The sequence below is a fragment of the Hymenobacter cheonanensis genome (assembly GCF_030581075.1).
Lineage (GTDB): Bacteria > Bacteroidota > Bacteroidia > Cytophagales > Hymenobacteraceae > Hymenobacter.
The window spans coordinates 18177-42034 of record NZ_JAUQSW010000006.1 but is presented as its reverse complement, the minus strand read 5'-3'; the positions used below and the strand labels follow the sequence as shown (position 1 = coordinate 42034).

General features: G+C 64.6%; 19 protein-coding genes and 1 riboswitch. Of the genes, 7 read left to right on the top strand and 12 right to left on the bottom strand.

The window, feature by feature from the left end; translation table 11 throughout:
• Window positions 1-3: 3 nt before the first annotated feature.
• The gene (locus Q5H89_RS12735) at window positions 4-825 is read left to right on the top strand and encodes a hypothetical protein (protein WP_305019705.1); all 822 of its coding nucleotides are present in this window, start codon (window positions 4-6) and stop codon (window positions 823-825) included.
• A gap of 157 nt (window positions 826-982) precedes the next feature.
• Here Q5H89_RS12735 and Q5H89_RS12730 read toward each other — a convergent pair whose 3' ends face one another.
• From Q5H89_RS12730 to Q5H89_RS12710, 5 genes are all read right to left on the bottom strand, one after another.
• The gene (locus tag Q5H89_RS12730) at window positions 983-2107 is read right to left on the bottom strand and encodes a TlpA disulfide reductase family protein (protein WP_305019704.1); all 1125 of its coding nucleotides are present in this window, start codon (window positions 2105-2107) and stop codon (window positions 983-985) included.
• A 107-nt stretch (window positions 2108-2214) separates the two neighbouring features.
• Window positions 2215-3678 (bottom strand): Asp-tRNA(Asn)/Glu-tRNA(Gln) amidotransferase subunit GatB, encoded by a 1464-nt coding sequence (gatB, locus tag Q5H89_RS12725; RefSeq protein WP_305019703.1) that lies wholly within the window; start codon window positions 3676-3678, stop codon window positions 2215-2217.
• 205 nt (window positions 3679-3883) lie between these two features.
• Window positions 3884-5542, bottom strand: a complete 1659-nt coding sequence (locus Q5H89_RS12720; RefSeq protein ID WP_305019702.1) for an OmpA family protein — start codon at window positions 5540-5542, stop codon at window positions 3884-3886.
• Between the two features lie 176 nt (window positions 5543-5718).
• Window positions 5719-6540, bottom strand: a complete 822-nt coding sequence (locus tag Q5H89_RS12715; protein WP_305019701.1) for an energy transducer TonB — start codon at window positions 6538-6540, stop codon at window positions 5719-5721.
• Window positions 6541-6594: 54 nt separating this feature from the next.
• Window positions 6595-7524, bottom strand: coding sequence for an SPFH domain-containing protein (locus Q5H89_RS12710; RefSeq protein ID WP_305019700.1), 930 nt, complete (start codon window positions 7522-7524; stop codon window positions 6595-6597).
• A gap of 189 nt (window positions 7525-7713) precedes the next feature.
• A riboswitch (Fluoride riboswitch) is annotated at window positions 7714-7787 on the top strand.
• Between Q5H89_RS12710 and Q5H89_RS12705 the strand changes: the two genes are divergently transcribed.
• From Q5H89_RS12705 to Q5H89_RS12680, 6 genes are all read left to right on the top strand, one after another.
• Complete coding sequence (locus Q5H89_RS12705) at window positions 7771-9153, top strand: chloride channel protein (RefSeq protein WP_305019699.1); 1383 nt, start codon at window positions 7771-7773, stop codon at window positions 9151-9153. (Overlaps the previous riboswitch by 17 nt.)
• A 139-nt stretch (window positions 9154-9292) precedes the next feature.
• Window positions 9293-10534, top strand: coding sequence for a hypothetical protein (locus Q5H89_RS12700; RefSeq protein ID WP_305019698.1), 1242 nt, complete (start codon window positions 9293-9295; stop codon window positions 10532-10534).
• A 33-nt stretch (window positions 10535-10567) separates the two neighbouring features.
• Window positions 10568-11506, top strand: a complete 939-nt coding sequence (locus Q5H89_RS12695; protein WP_305019697.1) for a helix-turn-helix domain-containing protein — start codon at window positions 10568-10570, stop codon at window positions 11504-11506.
• 103 nt (window positions 11507-11609) lie between these two features.
• Window positions 11610-12347, top strand: coding sequence for an SDR family oxidoreductase (locus Q5H89_RS12690; protein WP_305019696.1), 738 nt, complete (start codon window positions 11610-11612; stop codon window positions 12345-12347).
• 295 nt (window positions 12348-12642) lie between these two features.
• Window positions 12643-13098, top strand: coding sequence for a MarR family winged helix-turn-helix transcriptional regulator (locus Q5H89_RS12685; RefSeq protein ID WP_305019695.1), 456 nt, complete (start codon window positions 12643-12645; stop codon window positions 13096-13098).
• Window positions 13099-13120: 22 nt separating this feature from the next.
• Window positions 13121-13555, top strand: a complete 435-nt coding sequence (locus tag Q5H89_RS12680) for an organic hydroperoxide resistance protein (RefSeq protein WP_305019694.1) — start codon at window positions 13121-13123, stop codon at window positions 13553-13555.
• A gap of 124 nt (window positions 13556-13679) precedes the next feature.
• On the opposite strand, the gene Q5H89_RS12675 is transcribed toward Q5H89_RS12680, so the two are convergent.
• The 7 genes from Q5H89_RS12675 to Q5H89_RS12645 all read right to left on the bottom strand — a co-directional run bounded on the left by Q5H89_RS12675 (window position 13680) and on the right by Q5H89_RS12645 (window position 23658).
• Window positions 13680-14396: a VIT1/CCC1 transporter family protein gene (locus Q5H89_RS12675; RefSeq protein ID WP_305019693.1), complete on the bottom strand. Its 717-nt coding sequence runs from the start codon at window positions 14394-14396 to the stop codon at window positions 13680-13682.
• A gap of 129 nt (window positions 14397-14525) precedes the next feature.
• On the bottom strand, window positions 14526-15794 hold the full coding sequence (locus tag Q5H89_RS12670) for a DUF3570 domain-containing protein (protein ID WP_305019692.1): 1269 nt from the start codon (window positions 15792-15794) through the stop codon (window positions 14526-14528).
• Window positions 15795-15815: 21 nt separating this feature from the next.
• Entirely contained in the window at window positions 15816-16046 is a 231-nt protein-coding gene (locus Q5H89_RS12665; protein ID WP_305019691.1) for a DUF4266 domain-containing protein, read from the bottom strand.
• The gene (locus Q5H89_RS12660) at window positions 16043-17122 is read right to left on the bottom strand and encodes an FAD:protein FMN transferase (protein WP_305019690.1); all 1080 of its coding nucleotides are present in this window, start codon (window positions 17120-17122) and stop codon (window positions 16043-16045) included. The genes Q5H89_RS12665 and Q5H89_RS12660 overlap by 4 nt, the downstream gene beginning before the upstream one ends.
• Window positions 17123-17128: 6 nt before the next feature.
• A complete protein-coding gene (locus tag Q5H89_RS12655) occupies window positions 17129-17614 on the bottom strand; it encodes a thioredoxin family protein (RefSeq protein ID WP_305019689.1) in 486 nt (161 codons plus the stop codon).
• A 332-nt stretch (window positions 17615-17946) separates the two neighbouring features.
• A complete protein-coding gene (locus Q5H89_RS12650; protein ID WP_305019688.1) occupies window positions 17947-19149 on the bottom strand; it encodes an efflux RND transporter periplasmic adaptor subunit in 1203 nt (400 codons plus the stop codon).
• Window positions 19150-19194: 45 nt separating this feature from the next.
• Window positions 19195-23658 carry a CusA/CzcA family heavy metal efflux RND transporter gene (locus tag Q5H89_RS12645; RefSeq protein ID WP_305019687.1) on the bottom strand — a complete coding sequence of 1488 codons (4464 nt, stop codon included), beginning with the start codon at window positions 23656-23658 and terminating at the stop codon, window positions 19195-19197.
• Window positions 23659-23858 lie beyond the last annotated feature (200 nt).

Sequence of the window (23858 nt, the reverse complement as noted above, 5' to 3'; positions counted from 1 at the left end):
TAAATGACTGAGGACGAGCAAAGCGGCACGCTGGCCTTCTTGCAGAACTTCTATACCGGCGTCACCCTCTACATGCCGGCCGAGGCAGACGAGCGCCCGGCGCCAGCGGCTAGCCCCGCGCCGGAGGCTGTTGCGCCGGCAGCCGTGGTAGCCGCGCCACCGGCGCCCACCGGGCCCGTAGCCGGTGCCCCGCCTATAGCCGGGGCGCCGGCCCCAGCAGCGCCCGCGATAGCAGCCCCAATTGCAGCGCCCGCCGCCATGCCGTCCTCTCCGATAGCAGCGCCAGTCTCTGCGGCGGCCAAGCTGCCCTCGCTGGCGAGCGCGCAGCTGCCGCCCCTACCCGCGCCGCCACCGCCCGTGGCCAGCCCGCCGCCCCTGGCACCGCCGAGCGCACCGGCCGCAGCGCCCACCGTGGCGCCGTATCTGCTCACCACCTTTGCTACGCTCGGCAACAACCCGCAGGGCGTGGTGCTGCTGGTGCGCCTGCCGCCCGAGCAGTTCAAGAAGCTGCCGCGCAACGTCTTCCTTAATAAATTACTGCAAGCCATCCAGCTGGTGATGGCCGACGTGGTGCTGGTAAACGTGGAGGGCCCCTACCCGGTGGCTTTGCAAAACCTGCGCAAGGAAATCGCCGCCACGCACATTTTGGCCTTCGGCAAAAACCTGCTCGACGTGGCCGTGCGCACCACCCAGATTTACGAGCCAGTGCAGTTCCCAGCGGTGGGCCTCGCCTACCTGGCCGGCGCCGAGGTCGAAATGATAGAGTACGACGTGAGCCTGAAAAAGCGCCTTTGGGGCGGCTTGCAGCGCATGTTTCTGGCGTAATGCGTACTGGAAGCGACTAGTCACGTACTGCCTAAACAAAGCCGTCATGCTGAACGCAGTGAAGCATCCCTACCGCACCGTTAAACGACTCGGTAGAGATGCTTCACTGCGTTCAGCATGACGGCTTTTCGCCTGTCGCACTAGTTAGGCACGGTTTCTACTTCAGCACTTCGGCCAGCTTGGCTTCCAGGGCCGGACCGCGCAGGTTTTTGCCGATGATTTTGCCGCTAGGGTCGAGCAGAAACGAAGCCGGGATGGATTGCACGCCGTAGGCAGCGGCGGCGGCGTTGTTCCACTTTTTGAGGTCTGATACGTGGTTGGGCCAAACCAGGCCGTCGGCGGCGATGGCCTGGGTCCAGCGGGCCTTGTCATCGTCGAGCGACACGCTGTAGACCGTGAAGCCCTTTCCCCTGTCCTTGAACTGGTTATAGGCCTTCACCACGTTAGGGTTTTCCTGGCGGCAGGGGCCGCACCAGCTCGCCCAGAAATCGACCAGCACGTACTTGCCGCGCAGGCTCTTGAGCGAAACCGGCTTGCCGTCGGGGCTAGCCAGGTTGATTTCGGGCGCGGCCGTGCCGATGGCCGTGGCCCGCAGCGGCTCCAGGCGCTCGCTCAGGGCCTGGGTGAAGGGCGAGGCCGGCTGGGTTTTGCGCTGAATGGTAGCGATGGAGTCGGCAAAGGCGAAATCCTCGTTAGGGTCCACGAAGCTGAGCGCGGCAAAACCCGCCGCTACCGAGCCGGCATTGCGCCGAATCACGGCCTTGGCCCGGTTGGCCGTGGCGCGGGCCAGCACGTTGTACTGCCCCTCAATGATGGGCAGCGAATCGGTGCGGCCGGCCTGGCCGGCGGCGTTGTAGCGCTGACCCAGGCGCTGCATCTGGCCGCGGCTGGCGTTCATGGTATGCGTCAGCTGCTGAATGACTTCCGAATCTTTAGAGCCCTTCACCGAGTAGCTGGCGGGCAGGCTCTTGGCGTCGCCGGCTAGGGTAAGGTGCGTCTTGTTGTCGAGCACGAGCAGCACCTGATTGGGCTCATCAACTTTGAGCTGATAAACGGCGGCCGACACGGGCAGCGTGCCCTTGAAGGTAAACTTGCCCTGGGCGTCGGTTTGGGCAGTACCGCGCTCCACAAACTGGCTGCTGGTCAGCTCCGAGAGGTGCAGCGTGGTGCCGGCCGCTACGTTGCGCAGCTGGCCCGTTATTTCGTAGCCCTCGGCGGCGCTGGCGTTCTGGCAGGCATTGGTGAGGCCGAGCAGGGCCACGGCGACGAGCGCTGGTTTCATAAAAGAGGTCATTGACAAATAAGGGGAAAAGCTAGCCGGCCGGGGCCGGCAGCTGCCGCACAAAGCTAAAAATGGGCCAACTGGTTCCGCAGCAGCCCTTTTTGGGCCTAGCCGTCGAGGCCTTGGCGCAGCAATTGGTTGGCCAGCTTGGGGTCGGCCTTGCCGCCGGTCAGCTTCATAAGCTCGCCCATGAACATGCCGGTGAGCGACTTTTTGCCGGCGCGGTACTCGGCTACTTTGGCGGGGTTGGCGGCCAGCACCTGCTGCACCAGCGCTTCCAGCTCGCCGGCGTCGGCCTTGGTGAGCAGGCCTAGCTGCTCGGCCGCGCCGGTGGCGTTGGCCTGCGGGTGGTCGAGCAGGTACGGAAACAACTGCTTGCTGGCCACCGAGTAGTTGATTTTCCCGGCCTCAATCAGCTCGATAATGCCGGCTAGCTGGCCGGGGTCGAGCGGGAAGTCGTTGATTTCGAGCGCCCGCTCGTTGAGGTACGACTTCACGGGGCCCATCACCCAATTGGCCGCGGCTTTGGCACTGCTAGGGGGCAGCAGGCGGGCCAGGTCATCGAAGTACTGGGCTACTTCCTTCTGGTCGATGAGTACGTTAGCGTCGTAGTCGTTCAGGCCCAGCTCGCCCGTGAAGCGGGCGTAGAGCTGCTGCGGCAGGGCCGGCAGCTCGGCCTGCACGCGGTGCAGCCAGGCATCGTCGATGACGAGCGGCGGCAGGTCGGGCTCGGGGAAGTAGCGGTAGTCGTTCATCGTTTCCTTCGAGCGCTGGCCGTTGGTAGTGCCGCTGGCGGCGTCGAAGCCGCGCGTTTCAGAATCCACCTCGCTGCCGTTTTCCAGAATCTGAATCTGGCGCACAATCTCGTGCTCGATGGCCCGCTGCACGTTGCGGAAAGAGTTCATGTTCTTGACTTCCACCTTGGTACCATACTCGGTAGCGCCTTTTTTCATCACGCTCACATTGGCGTCGCAGCGCAGCGAGCCTTCCTCCATGTTGCCGTCGCAGATGCCGAGGTACTCGACCAGCTTCTTGATTTCGGCCAGGTAAGCGTAGGCTTCTTCCTCCGTGCGGATATCGGGCTCGCTCACAATCTCGATGAGCGGCACGCCGGCGCGGTTGAGGTCTACCAGCGTCTCGGTTTCGCCGGCCAGGTGCATGCTCTTGCCCGCGTCTTCCTCCATGTGAATGCGCGTGATGCCGATGCGACGCGTGCTGCCATCGGCCAGCCGGATGTCAACGTGGCCGCCGTAGCAAATGGGCGTCTTGTCCTGCGTAATCTGGTAGCCCTTGGGCAGGTCGGGGTAAAAGTAGTTTTTGCGCGCAAACAGGTTCTCGCGCTGAATGTGGCAGTTGGTGGCCAGCCCCATTTTGATGGCAAAGTCCACGGCCGTGCGGTTCACGCGGGGCAGCGTGCCGGGGTGGCCCAGCGTGATTACCGAGAGGTTGGTATTGGGCATAGCGCCGTACTCGTTCTCGTCGGAAGAGTACATTTTGCTGTGCGTCAGCAGTTGAGCGTGTACTTCGAGCCCGATTACGGGCTGGTAGCTGGCAAGAAGGGCGTCGTCCATAAGAGCAGTAGTGGCGGGCGCGGCAGCTTCCGCCGCAACCGGGCCGCAAGTTAAAGCCGAATGGCTGCGCCAGGGTTTGGCCGGTGGCAGAAGCGTGAGCTTGGGCGGGGCCCGAAACGCGCTGGCCGAAGCCTGCGCTACACAAAAAAAGCAGCCCGCTCAACGGAGCGGGCTGCTTTTTTTGTGTAGCGCAGGCTAGTGGCGCTTACTTTTTGCGAGCGGGCGCCTTTTTAGCCGGGGTCTTGCGGCTGGAGCGGGCGCCGGTGCCGGTGGTCTTTTTGCCGGGCAGCTTCTGGCCCGTAGCGCGCAATTCCTTGATGCTCGGGGCGGGGCCGTACTTGGCTTCGGCGGCGTTGGTTTCGCCCGTCAGGTAGGGGTCGAAGTCCACACGGCGGTTCAGGGCCTGGCCGGCGGCCGTCTTGTTGTCGGCAATGGGCTTGGTTTCGCCGTAGCCGCGGCTCTCGATGCGCTCGGCCGGCACACCGTGGTCAACCATGTACTTGCGGGCCGAGGCGGCGCGCTCGTAGCTCAGGCGCAAGTTGTAGTCGTCGTCGCCCTTGCTGTCGGTGTGGCCGGCAATGCTGAGCGAGTAGTCCGGGTAGTCGTTCATAATCTGCACCATCTGCTCGAGGCGCGGATACGAGCTGGCTTTGAGCGTGGCCTTGTTAAAGTCAAAGTTGATGTACTTGGTGGCCTCGTTGAGGATTTTCTTCTTCTCGGCCGGAATCTCGGGGCAGCCTTTGTTGCTGGCCGGGCCGGCGCGGTCGGGGCAGCGGTCCTGGTAGTCGGGCACGCCGTCGCCGTCGCGGTCGAGCGGGCAGCCGTTGGCATCCACTTTCACGCCGCTGGGCGTGTTGGGGCACTTGTCGAGGTAGTCGGGCACGCCGTCGCCGTCGGCATCAAGCGGGCAGCCCGAGGCATCGACGCGCACGCCGGCCGGGGTGTTGGGGCACTTGTCGTCGGCATCGGCTACGCCGTCACCGTCGGCGTCGGGGCAGCCTTGCAGCGCAGCTAGCCCTTTCACGTCGGGGCACTTATCCTGGTAGTCGGCAATGCCGTCGCCGTCGGTATCGATGGGGCAGCCGTTCTCGTCCACTTTCACGCCGGTGGGCGTGTCGGGGCACTTATCCTTGCGGTCGGGCACACCGTCGCCATCGGTATCCTTGGCCTTGCCAAAGTTGGCGGTGAGGCCGGCCGAGAACTGCATGTAGCGGTCGTACTTATCCCAGAAGATGGTGCCGTTGTTGTCGACCCCATCGAGGCGGTCGTCGTCGCGGAAGAGCACGTGCTGGCCAGCCTGGGCAAAGAGGCTGAAGCCCGGCGTGACACGGAACGTGAGGCCCAGGGCCGCCTGGCCATCAAACGAGCCGTAGTTGGAGGCGTTGCTGTTAACGTTGGAGTAGTTGGCGTAGCGCTGCGTGTAGATGTACGCAAAGCCCGGCTGCAACAAGATGTAGGGCTGAATAAAGGCGTCTTCTTTCAGCGCCCAGCCGTTGTTGAGCTTGAACTTGAAGCCTAGCCCGAAGCTGCTGACGTTGGCGTACAGGCGGCGGCCCGAAGCCGCGCTTTGCCCCCCGTTGATGAAGGTAAACGAGTTATCGGCCGGGTAGCGCAGTGTGCTCTGGTTGGCCGACAGGTTGATATCGAGGCCTTTGCCTACGTAGCGGCTCAGGGTGAGGCCCCCGCCGTAGGTCAGGTTGTGGGCATCCCAGAAATTGCTGCCCAGGTCGCCCCGGTACTGCAGCGTCGTCACGTAGCCACTGGCGCCCCACTTGCGGTCGGCATTTTGGGCCTGGCTGTGCGGCGCGGCGGCCAGCAGGGCAGCTCCGCTCAGCAGCGCGGTTTTGAATAGGGGGTGTTTCATTAACGAGAGAGTAGGTAAAAAAAGGGGTAAACAAGCATTCGGAACCAAGTTATCGCGGGCCGGCCAGGCAGCTTTTGAATGCTTGCCCGAGGGTAGCTGGCGGCCCCGAAGCCGCAAAGTTAAGTGCCGTCAGGTACGGCTACTGTCGGGTCTTGGTTTTTCCCGCCTCACCCGGGCTAGGGTTTTTCAATGGACCTGAGCGCAATAGGCATCCTGAGCTGCACCGGCAAATAATACGTGTAGGCCACCAGCCGGCCATCGCGCCGGCCGGGGCTGAAGCGTTTGGTGAGCCGGGCCAGGGTGGCAAGCACGGCCGCGTCGAGCCCCGGCACCGGCGACGAGCGGGCCACCCGCGGCGCCCGGATGCGGCCGTCTTCGCTCACCTGAAACTCCACGCCCACTACGTGCGGCTGCCGGGTTAGCTGGGCTTCCCACGTCAGGGAGGCCGTCATCTGGCGCGTTAGGCGCAGCGCGCGCCCTATCTCCTTGCTCAGCTGCGCGTACCCGCCCGGGTAGAGGGGCGGCTGCTCGTAGGGGAAGTATGCCACCGGGGCGCCGGCCTCCTCAAAACAGCTGCCCGGCAGCTCATTGCCCGCCACGTACTCGGTGCGGCGCTTTAGCTGGCCGCTTTCGTAGTATACCAGCAGCGGGCCCGTGCGCCGGCCGTGGGCATAAGCTTGTTGGGTGTGCAGCTGGCCGCTATCAAACCAGGTGCTGGCGGCGCCCTCCCGGGTGCCGGTGGCCAGGTCGCCGTAAGTGCTGTACTCCTGCAGGTGGCCCGAGGGATAAAATATCCGCACCAGCCCGCCGGGGCCTTCCCAGCGCAAAACTTCGGTGCAGGCGCCCACCGAGTCGGTGGCCGAGCGCACGCGCCGCGTATCGGCCGGGGCCTCGTACCAGACCGAATCGGGGGCTAGCTGGCCGGTAGCGGCCGGCGCCTGGGCGCGGGCGCCAAGAGCACTGCCTAGTCCGCAAATAATAACGTAGAGATAACGCATCAGCCGCAGGGCTACGCAGTGAAAAGGCAGGCAGGTTGGCTGGCCGGCCAGCCCCTAGCGGTCGGCGCCGGGCCGGTCGAGGTGCTGCATGGCCAGCATTTGCTTCATGTTTTTTTCCAGGCCCTCATTCGACCCATCGAGGAAAATGACGTTGCCCTTGCCTTGCTCGGCAAAGTGCTTGATGGCCTCGGTCCACATGGAGAAGTAGACGAGCGAGGGGTCCAGGTTGTTCTCGGCCAGCTCCTGCACGGCGTGGGCCATGCCCTTGGTTACCTCCTCCCGAAACAGTGCCACGCCCTGGCCGCGCAGCTGGGCGGCTATTTTTTCGGCCTCGGCCGAGATTTTAATGGCGTTGCCCTCGGCCTCGGCGGCTTTGGTTTTAGTGATGAGCAGGGCCTGGCCCTCATTTTCGGCGGCGGCCTTGAGGTTGCTGCTAGCCACTACTTTAGCCATCGAGCGCATGATTTCCTCGTCGAAGGCAATGTCGTTGAGCTGCAAGTCGATGAGGTGGTAGCCCCAGCTTTCGAGCGTTTCGTCGAGCTGGTCTTTCACGTGCAGCACAATCTCGCCGCGCAGACTCAGCACGGCCGCCTGGCGCTGGGTGGCCACGAAGGCCCGGATGCTGCCCTCCACGGTGCGAATAAGGGCCTGCATGAGGCTGCGCTCATCCACAAACTTGAAGGCCACGCGCTTGATAGCCTCCTCGCTCTGGTCGAAGACGGCGTACACGAGCATGGCCTTGAAGTTGACGTTGGCCTGGTCGATGGTGATGGCCTGAAACTCCAGCTCCAGCGAGCGGCTCTGGATGGAGATGCGCTTGTACACGTTTTCGATGAAGGGCAGCTTGAAATTGAGGCCCGGCATCATCAGCCGGCGGTATTTGCCGAAAACCGTAATCACCGCCACCGTGCCCTGCGGCACGATAACGTAGCTCAGAAAGAGGGTGAGCAGCACAAGGCCGAAAAGAACCAGCGAAAAGCTCATGGCAGGCAAGCGCACAGCGCTAAAAAGGTGAGGTGAAAAGCTGAACGACCGGCAAGGTAAGCGCCGGGCCGGCAGTTCGAAACAGTATATCGCCGCCGGCCCGCCGGCATTACAGCACGCTAGCCCCTGCTTAAGCGGGCGCACCGCCGCGGCCCGCGATTAAGCCGCGGCGCAGCCCTACCTTTGCCCCACTACCCCGGTGATGGATTTCCACCGCGAACCGCCGGCGCCCCAGGCACCGCGCTGATGATTCCTACGCTGCCGACCGGCCACCAGGGCCGCGCCGGACGAATCAGCCTGTTATTTCGCGCCGTGGCCACTTCTGCATCTTTCTTTCGCGTTCGCCTGCGGGCCTTCATCCCTACTGCGCTGTTTACGCTGCGCTGGCTGCTGCTGGCCAGCCTGGTGGGGGCGCTGGCCGGCACGGCCTCGGCGGGCTTTCTGGTCAGCCTGGAAGTGGTAACTGCTTGGCGCGCGGCGCACCCCTGGGCGCTGGCGCTGCTGCCGGCAGGCGGCCTGCTGGTGGGGCTGGCCTACCACCGCTGGGGCAACCGGGTAGTGAAAGGCAACAACCTTATTCTGGAGGAGATACACCGCCCTAGCGACACCATTCCGCTGCGGCTGGTGCCGCTGGTGCTGGGCGGCACGCTGCTCACGCACCTGCTGGGGGGCTCGGCGGGGCGCGAGGGCACGGCCGTGCAGATGGGTGCGGCGCTGAGCGACCAGCTGGCCCGCTGGCTGCCGCGCCGCGAGCGCCGGCTGCTGCTCATTGCGGGCATGAGCGCGGGCTTTGCCTCGGTATTCGGCACGCCGCTGGCGGGCGCAGTATTCGGGCTGGAAGTGTATTTGCTGGGCGCGGTGCGCTACGAGGCCATTTTGCCGAGCTTGCTGGCCGCCGTGGTGGCCGATGTAGTGACGCGCGCCTGGGGCGTGGGCCACACCGCCTACCCTAGCCTGGCGGCACTGCCGCTCACGCTGCCCGGGCTAGGGTCGGCGCTGCTGGCGGGGGTGCTGTTTGGGCTGGCGGCGCGCGGCTTTGCCACGCTTACGCACGCCATCGGCCGGGTTTTCGGCCGCATAGCCTACCCGCCGCTGCGGCCGGTGGTGGGCGGTGCGCTGGTGGCAGGGGCCATGTGGGCGCTGGGCACCATGCGCTACGCCGGGCTAGGGGTGCCGGTGATTGTGGAGGCCTTTCAGCACCCGCTGGGCGCCCAGGACTTTGCGCTCAAGCTGCTGCTGACGGCCCTGACGCTGGGCGCGGGCTTTAAGGGCGGCGAGGTGACGCCGCTGTTTTTTATCGGGGCGGCGCTGGGCTCGGCGCTGGCGGGGGTGCTGCCGCTGCCGGTGGCGCTGCTGGCGGGCATGGGCTTCGTGGGCGTGTTTGCGGGGGCGGCCAACACGCCGCTGGCCTGCCTGCTGATGGGGCTGGAGCTGTTTGGGGTGCAGGCGGGCGTGTACCTGGCGCTAGCCTGCGTGGTGGCCTACCTGTTTTCGGGCCACACGGGCATTTATGGCGCGCAGGTGGTGGGGCAGGCCAAGCACCCGCTCTTTGGCCGGCTGGCCGGGCGGCAGTTGGGCGAGCTAACGCCGCCGCGGGTGCCTAGCCAGCCGCCGCGTGGCCCGAATTAAACCCAGCTAGACCCTAGTCCGCAGGTCGCTTATCGACCTGCAACCATCGCAAGCTATTTATACTCAACTGGTAGCGAGCCGCCGCAAAAATATCAAATCATTAGCCGCGTCTGCTGGTTTGAAGGCAGATTAAGAACTGATGATTGCCAAACGACTACGCTCCCTGGCGCTGCCCGCGCTTCTCACGCTTACTGCCCAGCTAGCCGCCGCCCAAGCTCCTACGGCCAGCCCGGCCAGCCCCGACTCGCTGCCGCACCCCACCAAAGACCTCGGCGACCTGGTGCGCCAGCTGCTGCCCCGGCGCCACCCGCGCCCGGCGCCCGACTCGGCCCACGCGGCGCGGCCGCCCAAGGCGCATTCGCTGGTGGTGCTGCCCGCCGCGGCCTACACCCTGGAGGCGCGGCTGCTAGCCACCCTCACGGCCAGCTACACCTTTCAGCGGCCGGGCGGCAACCTGTCGGCGCTCTCCACCACGCTCACCTACACCCAGAACCAGCAGATTATTCTGGCCCTGAACGGCCCGCTCTGGACGAGCGGCAACCACAGCCTCTGGCTGGCCGACTACCGCCTGCTGCACTACCCGCAGCAAACCTACGGGCTGGGCAGCAACGCCAACGTGGGCGATGCCATCGGCATGAATTACAACTTCCTGCGGGTGCACCAAAGCTACTACCACCGCCTGGGCCCGGCGGGCCACCTCTACGTGGGGGGCGGCTATTTTCTGGATACGCGCTGGGATATTGAGACGGTGAACGGCGACGGACAGCAGATTTATACCATTTCGGGCTACGCGCCGGGGGTGGCGGGGCGCTCTACCTCGTCGGGCCTGGTGCTGTCGGTGCTGCGCGATACCCGCGCCAACCAGCTGCGGCCGGCCGCCGGCGAAAGCTACCTGTTTCTGGCCCTGCGCTCAAATTTTCAGGCCCTGGGCTCGGATGCCAGCTACCGCTTTGTGCAGGTTGACACCCGGCGCTACCTGCGCGCCGGGCCGCGCGGCAACGTGCTGGCGTTCTGGCTCTACGGCGATTTTGCCCTGGGCCAGGCGGCCCCTTACCTCGACCTGCCCGCCACGGGCTGGGACACGTACAGCGTGACGGGCCGGGGCTACATCCAGGGGCGTTTCCGGGGCACCAGCCTCGTGTATGGCGAGGCCGAGTACCGCTTCAACCTTACCCGCTCGCGGGTGCTGGGCGGCGTGGTGTTTGCCAATGGGCAGTCGGCCCGCAACCCCAACACCGGCTACGGCCGGCTAGCCCCGGCCGGGGGCGCGGGCCTGCGCGTGTGCCTGAGCAAGAAGTCCAGCTCGTACCTGGCCATCGATTATGCCTTCGGCATTCAGGGCTCGCAGGGCGTATTTTTCAATCTGGGCGACGTGTTCTAGGACGCCCCGGTTTGATTTGCTTATTTTTGAGGTATGCCCGTACCCGTTTTGCTGCCCATTGCCTCGCCGGCCCCTAGCGGGGCGGCACCTGCCGCTGCCAATCAGCTGCCGCCCGTGGTGGCGGCGGGCCAGTTCAATGTGTATGCGCGCGAGCAGTTCACGATGCGCAAGCTCACGTTTGGCCGGCGCGACTACTACAAGGTGGCCCTCATCACGGGCAGCAGCCGCTACAACTACGCTACCCGCGGCGTGCTGATTGACCGGCCCGCACTGGTGTTTTCCAACCCCTTGATACCCTACTCCTGGGAACCCGTTTCGGCAGAGCAGGGCGGCTACCTGTGCATGTTTACCGAGGAGTTTCTCATCATCAATGACCGGGCGGCCAGCTTGCAGGAGTCGCCGCTGTTTCGGTTGGGCAGCGACCCGGTATATTTAATAAGCGAGGCGCAGTATGCCGATTTAAGCTATCTCTTCGCCAAGATGTTGCAGGAAATGAATTCGGGCTACGTGTACCAGCAGGAGGTGGTGCGCAACTACCTCAACCTGCTGCTGCACGAGGCCCTGAAGCTGCAGCCCCAGGCCACCTACTACCAGCATCCCAACGCCGCCAGCCGCATTGTGGCCCTGTTTCAGGGGCTGCTGGAGCGGCAGTTTCCCATCGATTCGCCGGCCCACGGGCTGCCGCTGCGCACGCCCGCCGACTTTGCCCGCCAGCTCTCGGTGCACGTCAACCACCTCAACCGGGCCGTGCGCACGCTCACCGGCAAAACCACTTCGGCGCACATTGCCGAGCGCCTCATTGGCGAGGCCAAGGCCCTGCTGCAGCACACCAGCTGGAGCACCGCCGAAATTGCCTACGCGCTGGGCTTCGCCTACCCCACTTACTTCAACAATTTTTTCAAGAAGCAAACCGGCACCACGCCATCGGCCCTGCGCGCTGGGCTTGGGCAGGCACCCGCGCCGGTGGTTTGAATTTCTTACACTTTCGTTTGAATCTCGTTAGGGGCCCGCTGGGGGCCGCAGGACCTTTGTGCTGTTCTAGTAACTCCGCTGAACTCCCTACCCCCTCTGCCCCATGAAGTACGCTCTCATCACCGGCGCCAACAAAAGCATTGGCTTCGAAACGGCCCGGCAATTACTCCAGCACGGCTACTACGTGTACCTGGGAAGCCGCGACCTGGCAAAGGGGCAGCAGGCCGTGGCCCAGCTGCACGCCGAAGGCCTGGCGCAGGTCGAGCCCATTCAGCTCGACGTCACGGACGATGCCTCGGTACAAGCTGCCCGCGAGGTGGTGGGCCAGAAAACCTCCGTGCTCGACGTGCTCATTAATAATGCCGGCATCAGCGGGGGCCTGCCCCAAACCGCCGCGGCTACCGACCTGGCCGTTTTTCAGGAGGTGTACGACACGAACCTCTTCGGCGTGGTGCGCACCACGCAGGCCTTCCTGGATTTGCTGCGGCAGTCGGCCGCGCCGCGCATCGTAAACGTGACCTCGGGCCTGGGCTCGCTGCAGCTGAACGCGGACCCTGGCTGGGGGTACTACAGCGTCAAGCCGGCCGTGTACAACTCGTCGAAGGCGGCGCTCAACATGTACACCATTGTGCTGGCCTACGAGCTGCGCGACACGCCCTTTAAGGTGAACGCCGTGGACCCGGGCTACACCGCCACCGATTTTAATGGCCACAGCGGCCCCGGCAGCGTGCCCGATGCCGCCGCCCGCGTGGTAAAAGCTGCCCTACTAGGCCCGGACGGCCCCACCAGCCAGTTTTTCAGCGACGACAACGCGCCGGAAACGGGCATCAGCCCCTGGTAGCCAGGGCAAGCTTGCGGCAACGCGCCGGGCGGCTTTTCACCTGCTATTGGGTGAGGAGCGGCCCGGCGCGTCGATTTTTGGCGGCGGCCGACGGGGCGGGGCACATCGGCGGCGCCACATTCGACGTGGATGGCAGCGACAGCGCGCAGTTCACGGCCTGGCTAACGCCTTGGCTACTAGCGCCGGAGCCAGCCGGCCGTGCAATTTCGCGGCGGGCTGGCTTTACTTTTATGGAAAAATAAGTTGTGCGCAATCAAACATTGCCCAACCGTATTTTGTCTACCTCCCGAACGCCATGCCCCCTAGCCCCTCTCCCGACGCCGACGGCTCGCTGCTGAAGCTGGAAAGCCAGCTGTGCTTTCCGTTCTACGCCGTGTCGCGGCAGCTCACCAAGGCCTACCAGCCGCACTTGCAGGCGCTGGGCCTCACCTACCCGCAGTATCTGGTGTTCTTGCTGCTGTGGGAGCACGAGGAGCTGACGGTGAAGGAGCTAGGCGAGCGCCTGCTGCTCGACTCGGGCACCCTCACGCCCCTGCTCAAGCGCATGGAGCAGCGGCAGTGGCTGAGCCGGCGGCGCGACCCGCACGACGAGCGCTCGGTTATCATCGGGCTGCGGCCGGCGGGGCGGGCGCTGCAAGCCCCGGCTAGCCAGATACCTGCCCAGCTGCTGGCCAAAATGAATTTGTCGCCGGCCGAGTTTCTGGCCCTGCGCACCCAACTCACGCAATTGCTTACCCAGCTGACCGCCTAGGCAGCTATTTTTTTCTTTACCCATGAAAATCCAGAAAGTCTTCACGGCCCAGGCCAAAGTGCAGGGCGGCCGCGATGGCCACGTAACTACCGCCAACGAGGCGCTCGACCTCACCCTGAGCACGCCCAAAGAGATGGGCGGCCCCGGCAAGGCCGGCGCCACCAACCCCGAGCAGCTTTTCGCCGCCGGCTACGCCGCCTGCTTTGAGGGTGCGCTGGGCGTGGCCGCCCGCCAGGCCAAGGTAAAACTCGAAAAAGTAACCGTAGAAGCCCTTATCGGCTTCGGCCAGGCCGAAGACGGGGGCTACGGCATCTCGGCCGACCTGCACGTGAATCTGCCCGGCTTCGAGCAGCAGCAGGCCGAAGAACTGGTGGCCGCCGCCCACGGCATCTGCCCCTACTCGCGCGCTACCAAAGGCAACATCGAGGTGAGCCTGACTACCACCACCAACGCCTAGCGCTGGCTAAAAACTATGCTACTAAAAAAGCCCTGGCATCTGCCAGGGCTTTTTTATTGCTTCTACTGCGTCGTTGCGTCGGGCCTTGAATAGCCAGGCCAGCTTAGCTAACTGCCTCGCGGCATCAGGCGCCGTGGCCCTGCACCAGGCGCGCCACGTAGAATGCGGCGGCGGCCGCGGCGGCGCCGGTAGCGGCCATCTTGAGGGCCCCGGCCACGGGCGCCTGGCCCGTCAGGCGGCTCTTGAAGAAGCCGAATACGAGCAGGCACAGCAGCGTAATAATGCCCGACCAGAGCAGCCCTTGGTGCGGCGTGGCCGTGAGAAAATAGGCGCTGAGCGGAATGAGGCCGCCCACGGCGTAGGCGCCGGCAATGGTGAAGGCGCTTTTAAACGCCTGCCTGGGGTCGGGCTGTTCGAGGCCCAGCTCGTACTTCATCATGAACTTGACCCACTGCTCGGGGTCTTGCACCAGCTCATTGGTGGCCTGGCTGGCCGTGGTTTCGGACAGGCCCATTTCGACAAATAGCGCCTGCACCTCGCGCCGCTCGGTGTCGGGCACGGTACGCACTTCTTCGTGCTCGCGGGCCAGCTCGGCGGCGTAGTGGTCGACCTCGGTGCGGCCGGCCAGGTAGCCGCCCAGCCCCATGGCAATGGAGCCGGCCACGATTTCGGCTAGCCCCGCCGTGATAACCAAACCCGACGACTGCACCGCCCCGCTAAGGCCGGCCGCCAGGGCAAAGGGCACCGTGAGGCCATCAGAAAGCCCGATGACGATGTCTTGCAGCATGGCCGAGCTGGTGAGGTGCTGCTCGGCGGGCGCTTGTTTTACGGCGGGGGTCATGGGGTGAGTTATGAGTTACGAAGTAGAAGGTATGAGTTAAAAATCAGGAGCTTAAAATCAAGAGCTGACCAGCTGGCGATGGAGAAGCCTGGCCAACTCAGAACTTTTGCTTCATAATTCATAACACCGCTAGGGCATTACGAACGAAAGGTCGGCGCTGACTACGTTGGCCGTGAGGCCGGTGCTCTGGCGGTAGTAGCCGTAGCGCAGGTCGAGCGACTTAAACTTGGTGATGCGGTGGCCGAGCTTGAAGCGCCCTAGCCCGTAGAGCGGCGCGTAGCGCAACCCCAGGCCCACTTTGTTGGCCGAGAAAGCCGACAGGTCGTAGTCGGAAGTATAGTATTCGTCGGTTACCGAGTGAGCCAGGTAAGGCGCAAAGTAATCGGCGGCCGTTTGGGTGTGGTAGCGGTAAAACGGGTACAGCGTGAAGAAGGGCGTCACCTTCACCGGCGCCTCTAGCTCGAAGGTATGGGCCTGAATACCAAAGTTATCGGCATAATACCGATAGAAGCCGCGCAGCTGCACCAGGTCGGTGGCGTAGTAGGTCAGGCGCAGGCTGGCGGGGTACTTGTAGCGCAGGCGCGGCAGCACCTCGGCCAAGGCCGTGCCCAGGGTGCCTAGCTGGCCGGCGGCATCGGGCCGGTCGCGGAAATACACCCGCTGAAAGGGCGTGCTCAGCAGCCCGCGCTGCACCACTGGCTCGAAGCCCACGGCGGCTTGCAGGCGCTTGCTCAGCACCTGCGCATACACCAGCGACAGCGTGAAGCTCTGGCGGTTATCGGAGCCGTAGTTGTGGTTGCGGGTACCGCCCACCCGCAGCTCGGCCGGCGTAATGAGCTTGATTTGGTCGAGGAAAACCTGGCCGCTGGCGCTGAACTGCCGGTTGCCATCGGCCGAGGCCCTCACCCAGGAAGCTAGTAGGTTGAAGGAGAGGTAGTCGTATTCCTTCGATACGCCCGCGCCGGCCCCTAGCGTGGTCAGCTTATCGGCTAGGGTGTGCGAGAGGCCGAAGTCGGCGTGGTAGCGCACATCGGAGGCCGAGGGCGACGACATCACCTGGTCAATCTTGTCCGACGAGGCCGAGGCGTAGTAATCGATGCCCACGTTGGCCGAGAGGCGCGTCGTGGAGTCGAGCGGCACGTTGAGCAAAATAGTCGGGGCCACGTCGGTCAGGTGCTGGTCGCCCACGCCGCCTTCCACCGCCGAGTGGTTGCCGTTTTGCTGGTAGTAGCTGCCCAAAATATCGACCTCAGTTTCACCGTAGCGGGCGGGCGTGGGCAGCTGCGCCGCATTGGGCGAAATGCCCGAGCCATCGAGGCGGTTGGGCGTGGGCGTGGCCTGCGCCAGAGCCCCTAGTGGGGCGGCAAAAACCAGGCCGAGGAAAAGTAGATTCTTCACAAATAGATTATATACAGCGTATTAATTACAGCCGCAGCCGCCGCCTACTTTGCCGCCGTTGGCGCCGCCGGCGCCCTCGCGGTAGCTCTCGAAGTTGACTTCCGGAGTTTCAACTTTTTTGGTGGCCAGCTTCATATCCTCATCGTTGAGGTAGGCTTTCTGATAGGCGGCCACCGATACGCAGCCGGGCAGCGCGGCGGCCCCGGCCAGCAGCAGGCCTAGCAAAGCGGGCCGCAGGAGAATATTTTTCATGGTTTGGGTTTGGGCTGAGCCACGGCGGCCGGCGCGGCGCTGTGGTACGGGTTGAGCTGCATGCCCCTGGAAACCAGCGTCTGGCCATCGTCCGTGATAAGCGTGCAGTTGATGTCTTTGAGGCGGTTGATGAGGGCTAGCCCCGCCACGGGCCCGAGCACAAACACGGCGTCGTCGAGGGCATCGGCCAGCTCCACATCGGGGCAAATGATGGTGACCGAGCGCAGGCCCGTGGCCGGGTAGCCGGTGTGCGGGTTGATGATGTGGCCGTAATACTTGCCGGCCACCGTGAAGTACTGCTCATAGTTGCCGGCCGTCACCACGGCCAGGTCGCTCACCGTGAGCCACGACGATACCGTGTGCGGCTTGGCCGGGTCGCCAATGGCAATGCGCCAGCCGCTGCCATCGGGCTGCTTGCCCCAGCAGTACACATCGCCCGAGCCGTTGATGAGGCCGCCGACAATGCCCATTTTCTTCATGATTTCCGAAGCCCGGCGCACGCCGTAGCCCTGCAGAATGCCGGCCAGATTGATGCGCATTCCTTTCTCGGGCAGAAAAACCGAGTGCGTGGCCGCATCCAGCCGCACCTTTTGCCAGCCAATGCGCCGCACCGAGCGGCGCACCGTGGCCGAATCGGGCAGGCTGGCGTGCGCTTGCTTATCGAAGGTATAAATCTTGTCGCCGCTGGCAAAGGTGATATCAAATGCCCCGCCGCTGAGCTGCGAGATTTTGAGCGTGCGCGCAATGAGGTCGTACACCTCCTGGTCAACCACCACCGGCCGCACCCCGGCCAACCGGTTGATTTTCACTACCTGCGAAGTCGAGTCCCAGTACGAGCACAGCCGGTCGATGCGCCAAGTTTCGCGCAGGCCGGCGCGCAGCGCACGCCAGGCCAGCGAGTCGTCGGCGGATACGGCCGTGAACGTAAACGCCGAGCCCATGAGGTGGGCCGAGCGGGTGTAGGCGCGGGCGGGCGGGGCTAGCGGCCGGGCCGCCAGGTGGCCCGGCCCGAGCACTGCCAGCAGGGCCATCCCTAGCAGCCGGGGCAGCCAGGCAGCGGCGAAAGAACTACGCATACGTACTTATTTTTTGGCGAGCAGCTGGTCGAGGTAGGCGTCGTAGGCGGTGGCACCGCCGGGCCGGTAGCCAGTGCGGGCCAGCACCTTGCCCTCGGGCGAGAGCAGCACCACCGCCGGAAAAGCGCCTTCCTTGTTGAGCTGCGCGGCGGCCTCCTCGCTGAGCCTGGTCTGGTCTTTCGGGAGGGCGTTTTTCTTGCTGCGCGGAAAGTCGAAGCGGGCCAGCACAAATTTGTCCTGAGCATAGCTCCGGAACTCGGGCTGGTCAAACACCTCCTGCTTGAGCTGCATGCAGGGCTTGCACCAGTCGGAGCCCGAAAACACGGCCAGCACCGGCTTGCGGCTGGCTTGGGCCTGCGCCAGGGCGGTGGGCAGCGAGGTGTTCCAGGTAAGGGCGGGGGTGGTTTGGCTGGCGCCCCCACCCGACTGGGCTAGTGCCGGGGCAGCAGCCAGCAGGGCAGCGGCCAGGCCGCTCAGCAAATAAGTACGCATGGCAGAAAGGCAAAAAAGCATGATGGAATGAGTAACGTTGAAAGTAGCAGGCAGGCGCCCCGCGGCGGCAACAAATCGGCGAGTGCGGCGGTGTACTTGGCCAGGGTGGTAGCTGCTCCTCCCAGGCAGTGGCCAGGAAGGCAAAGCCGGTTTTAAGCGCAAAAATTGAAGGTTGCAGGAAAGCTGTTGACAATCTGAGTGACTAGCCCGGATACAGCAAACGGCCCCGCAATGCGGAGCCGTTTGAGCAAAATAGCGGATGTATAGCCGGATAATTACTGCCTGAAGCAATGAAGGAAGAGAATACTGGTTAAACTATGATTTATAGTAAGTTAATCGCCACCCTCTCCTTTGCGTAGCTCGGCGTCGAGGAAGTAGGCGCCGCGCCGCACCAGGTGGGTAGTATCGGCCAGGGGGTCGAGGATGGTAACGGCCACGTCGCCGTGCTGGGGCTGGCCGGCGCGCACCTTCACGCGCCGAAACACGCTGCGGCCCGAGTCGGTGCCCACCCGCTGAAAAATGTAGCTAAGGTCGCCCGCCTGAATGAGGGCGGCCTCGGGCAGGGTTCGTACGCGGGCCCCGGCCGTCTGGATGCGGGCAGCCACGAACTGGCCGGGCAGCAGGTCGCTGCGCTCGGGCTCCATGTGGGCGTGCACGCGCACCGTGCGGGCATTGTCATCGAATGCTTTACCTACCAGGAATACCCGAGCTTTAAGCTCTTCCTCGCGCCCCGAATTTTGCACCTTAAAAAGTATCAGCTGGCCGGGCTTCACCAGGGCCACATCTTTCTCAAACACTTTGAGTTCGAGATGTAAATCGTCGCGGTTAAGTACCTCGGCCAGCGGGTCCTGGGGGTTGACAAACTCGCCGGGGTTGATGTTGACCGATTTCACGTAGCCGGCGATGGGCGTGGTGAGCGGCACGGCCTGCACAATGGTGCCCGCGTCGAGCCTGGCCAGCGAGATGCCCAGCAGCCGCAGCTGGGCGGCGGTGGTGCGCAGCGTGGCCTGCTCGGAGGCGTAGTCGGCACGGGCCAGTTGCAGCTTGCGCTTGGCGCCCACGTCCTCCACGTCCAGAATGCGCTGGCGCTCCAGGTCTTCGGCCAGAAAGCGCACCTTCGCCTTGCTCTGCAAATAGGTTTGCTGCAGGGTGAGAAACTCGGGCGAGCGCAGCGTGGCGATAACCGCGCCGGCCGCCACATGCTGGCCGGGCAGCACGCTCACGGTTTGCACGTAGCCGCCCATAATGGCCGTGATGGCGGCCCGGCTCTGGGGCGGCACCTCCACCGAGCCGTTGGCCTGCACCTCGGTGCTCATATTCTGGCGCTCGAAGCTGCCAAGCTCGATGCCGGCGGCCCGCTCCTGGGCCGGGCTCACGGTTACCCGGTCGGGGTTGCTAGGGGCGGCCGGGGCGGCGGGTTGGCCGCCTTTGCCAGCGGGCGCGTCTTTACCGGCCGCGGCGTCGGGCTTGCCACCGCAGGCCGTTAGCAGCGCCAGGGCACTGGCCAGGGTGTAGTATTTCAAGACAACTGACATGGTACTAGGAAAGGAGCCGGGGCTCGTTTGGGCAGAAAGAAAGGGCTAGCGCGCGGCCGTGGGCGGGGCACCTACCAGGGTTTCGAGGTTGACTACCACCTCGTTGTAGCGCTGGGCCTGGTCGAGGTAGCTGCTCTGGATTTGCCAGGCGGGCTCGGTATTCACCACGTAGGTCACGTAATCGATATCGCCGGCCCGGAAGCTTTTTTCGGCCGTATCCAGAATGAGCCGGGCCTGGGGCAGGGCCGTTTTCTCGTAATAGTCGAGCGAAGCCCTGGCCCGCCGCAGCTGCAACCGCAGCGTGCGCAGCTGGGTACTGAGCTGGGCCGTGGCGTAGCTCAGCTGGCCGGCGGCCACCTGCTCGCCAATGCGCGCCGCCGCCACCCGGGCCCGCCCCGCGCCGCCCAGCAGCGGAAACGCCAGCCCCACCTGCCCCACATTCAGGGCCCGGAACTCGGGCCGGATGCTTTGCTGAAAGTAGCCGGCGCGCAGGTCGGGCAGGCGGCGCAGGCGCTCCACCTTGGTTTGCTGCTCGCTCACGGCCACCTGCTGGCGCAGCAGGCCTAGCGTAGGGTTGCTCTCGGGCGAGAGGGCCACCGTATCGGCGGGCGTGAGCGGGGCCACCAGGGCGGTGGTGGTGTCGATGGCGGCCGGGCCGGGCTGGCCCAGCAGCTGCCCTAGCTGGGCGCGCTGCACCTCCAGGTCAGTGAGCGTGATGAGCAGGCGGTTGGTAAGCTCCTGGGCGCGGGCCTCGGCAGCTACTTGCTCCAAGCGGTTGGTTTCGCCCACCTGGTAGCGGATGCGGGCGGCGCGGGCGGCCCGGCGATACAGGCTGTCCTGGCGGCGCAGCAGCGCCAGCCGGCGGTAGGTCACGAGCAGGCTGTAGTAGCTGGTGCGAATAGTGCCGGCCAGCGTGCGCTGGCTCAGGCGCTGCTGCTGCTCGGCCGTCACGCTCTGGCTGCGCAAAAGCTGGCGCTGAGCCGCGTACACGGTCGGGAAGGCCGTTTGCTGAATAATATTGAACGTGTGGTCGACCACGTTGCTCGACACCTGGCCCACCTGAAAATCGACTATCGTGCGCGGCGGCTCCAGGCCAGTGCGGATGAGCGCCTGCTGCTGCTGCACCTGCAGGCCGGCCGTTTGCAGCGACTGGTTTTGCACGCCCGCCGTTTGCAGGGCCTGGTTCAGGTTCAGGGACTGGCCGGCCGTGGAGCCCAGCGTATTTTGGGCCCGGACACTGCCAAAGCCCGCCAGCAGGCCTAGCAGCAACACCACGCCGGCCACGGCCGGCGCCGGGCTCTTGGCCGGGTTTTCGGCGGGCGGGCCAGCTTCGGCCGGGGGCTCCTCGCCTACTTCGGCGGCGTGCTTGGCCTTCTCTTCAGCCTCGGCGGCTAGCTCGGGGTTGGGCTCATTGTCTTTGGTGAAGAAGGAATAAAGCACCGGCAGCACCACCAGCGTGAGCAGCGTGGCCGAAATCAGGCCCCCAATCACCACGGTGGCCAGCGGCTTCTGCACCTCGGCACCCGCCGATTTGCTCAGGGCCATCGGCAGAAAGCCCAGCGAGGCCACGCTGGCCGTGAGAATAACCGGCCGGAAGCGCTCCTCGGTGGCACGCAGCACGCGCTCGCGCACCTTGCCCACGCCCTCGGCCGCCAGCTCGTTGAGGCTGGCCAGCAGCACGATGCCGTTGAGTACGGCCACCCCAAACAGAGCGATAAACCCCACGCCCGCCGAAATGCTGAACGGCATGCCGCGCAGCCACAAGGCCACAATGCCGCCAATGGTAGCCAGCGGCACCCCCGTGAAGATGAGCAGCGCCTGCTTCACCGACCGGAACGAGAGGTAGAGCAGCATAAAAATGAGCACCAGCGACACCGGCACGGCTATTTTAAGGCGCTCGATGGCGTGGTTCAGGTTCTCAAACTGCCCGCCGTACACGATGGTGTAGCCAGTGGGCAGCTGGAGGCCGGTTTTGAGCTTCCCCTGAATTTCCTGCACCAGGCTCTGCACGTCGCGGCCCCGCACGTTGATGCCGATGTTGATGCGGCGGCGGGCATCATCCCGGGAAATCTGGATGGGCGCGTTGTGGTAGCTCACGCTGGCCACCTCGTCGAGGGGGATTTTCTGGCCGCCCGGCGTATCCACGTACAGGTCGCGCAGGTTGGCTAGCCCCTCGCGGTGCACGCTGTCGAGGCGCACCACCAGGTCGTAGCGGCGCTCGCCCTCGTACACCTGCCCCGCCACGTCGCCGGCGAAGGACGAGCGCAGCAGCGTATTCAAGTCACTTACTTTCAGCCCGTACTGGGCCAGCTTCTGGCGGTCGTAGCGCACCAGCATCTGCGGCAGGGCCGCGATTTGCTCTACCTTCAGGTCGCCCACCCCGGCCAGGGGGCGGATGAGGTCGGCCGCCTGGTTGGCCTTTTCATAGAGCACGGCCAGGTCGTCGCCGTAAATCTTGATGCTCACGTCCGATTTCACGCCCGAAATCAGCTCATTAAACCGCATCTGGATGGGCTGCTGAAACTCCATCGTGACGCCCGGAATGCCGGCCAGCGCGGCGTGCATCTTGCCCGCCAGCTCTTCGCGGGTGCCGGCCGAGGTCCACTGGCTGTGGTCTTTAAGAATCACCATCTCGTCGCTGTCTTCCAGCGACATGGGGTCGGTCGGAATCTCGGACGTGCCGCTCTTGCCCACAATCTGCTCGATTTCGGGGAATTTGCTGAGCAAAATCTGCTGCACCCTGGTGTTGGTGGCCACCGTCTGGGTCAATGACGAGCCGGGGGCTAGCGTCACGTTCAGGGCAATGTCGCCCTCGTCGAGCTGCGGAATAAACTCGCCGCCCATGCGCGAAAACAGGAAGCCCGCCAGCACCAGCAGGGCCACCGCGCCGCCCGCCACCAGCCAGCGCGCGCCCAGCGCCGCCCGAATAATGGGGTCGTAGCCGCGGTGCAAAAACTTCATAATACGGTCGGCTAGGGTGCCTTCCTCCTTGATGTCTTTCTTGAGCGCCCAGGCCGTGGCGGCCGGCACGAAGGTGAGGCACATGAGCATGGCCCCGATGATGGCGAAGCTCACCGTAAGGGCCATCGGCCGGAACATCTTGCCCTCGATGCCGGTGAGCGACAAAATGGGCAGGTACACGATGAGAATGATGAGTTGCCCAAACAGGGCCGACGACATGAGGCGCGTAGCCGCGTGCTCGGTGATGTCGTCCATCGTTTCATGGGCGGCCTCCTTACGTTGGTGCACCAGGTGAAAGATGACGGCCTCCACGATAATGACGGCCCCATCCACGATGAGGCCGAAGTCGAGCGCGCCGAGGCTCATGAGGTTAGCCGACACGCCGAACAAACTCATCATGCCCAGCGCGAAGAGCATGCACAGCGGTATCATGAGGGCCACCAGCACGCCCGCCCGCCAGTTGCCGAGCAGCAGCAGCAGCACCACCAGCACAATTACGCCGCCCTCCACCAGGTTGTGCTCCACGGTGGCAATGGCCTTGTCGATGAGCTTGGTGCGGTCGAGAAACGGCGTGATGACCACGCCCTTGGGGAGGCTTTTCTGGATTTCGGCCACCCGTATTTTCACCTGCTTGATGGTGTTTTCGGAGCTAGCCCCCTTCATCATCAGCACGATACCGCCCACGGTTTCGCCCCGGCCGTTGCGGGTCATGGCGCCGTAGCGCACGGCGTGGCCCATGCGCACGGTGGCCACATCGCGCACCAGCAGCGGCGCGCCCTGCGCCGCCTGCTTGATAACCGTGGCCCCGAGGTCGGCCAGCGAATTGGCCCGGCCCTCGCCCCGGATGAAGTAGGCGTTGGGGCCGCGCTCAAGGTAGGCGCCGCCGGTATTGGCGTTGTTGTCCTGCAAGGCGGCGTACAGCTCGGCCATCGTTACGTTGTTGGACGCCAGCCGGCTAGGGTCCACGGCCACCTCGTACTCGCGCAGGTAGCCGCCGAAGCTGCTCACATCCACCACGCCGGGCACGCCGGCCAGGCGGCGCTTCACGAGCCAGTCCTGCAAGTCGCGCAGCTTGGCCAGCGAAAACTGGGTTGAGTAGCCGGGCAGCACCCGCAGGCTGTACTGGTAAATCTCGCCCAGGCCGGTGGTGATGGGCGCCATGGTGGGCACGCCGGCTCCGGCCACGAGGTCAGCCTCGGCGGTTTTGAGCTTTTCGGCCACGAGCTGCCGGGTCTGGTAGGTGCTCACGTTGTCGGGGAAGACGACGGTAATCACCGAGAGCCCGAAGCGCGAGATGGAGCGGATTTCCGTAACGCCGGGCACCGTGCGTAGCTGCAATTCGAGCGGCACCGTGATGAGCTGCTCGACCTCCTGCGCCGCCAGGGCCGGGCTTTGGGTGATGACCTGCACCTGGTTGTTGGTGACGTCCGGGATGGCGTCGAGCGGCAGGTTGGCCGCCGAAAAACCGCCCCAGGCAATGAGCCCCAGCAGCAGCAGCGCCACCAGGAGCTTGTTGCGGACGCTGGCCGCGATTATTTTTTCTAGCATGAAAACAAAAGGATGCGGCTTTTGGCAGCAGCAGGACTGGCTAGCCCTACCTCTTTTCACAATACCTCAGCATCGGAAATACATTACCCACCAAAAAACCAGAATTACCAAAATGGCCCGGCTAGCCCCCGCGCAAGCGGCGCGGCCCTGGCCTACTTTCCGCACAACAGCCCTGGCTGCCCGGCAGCGCCCACGTTACT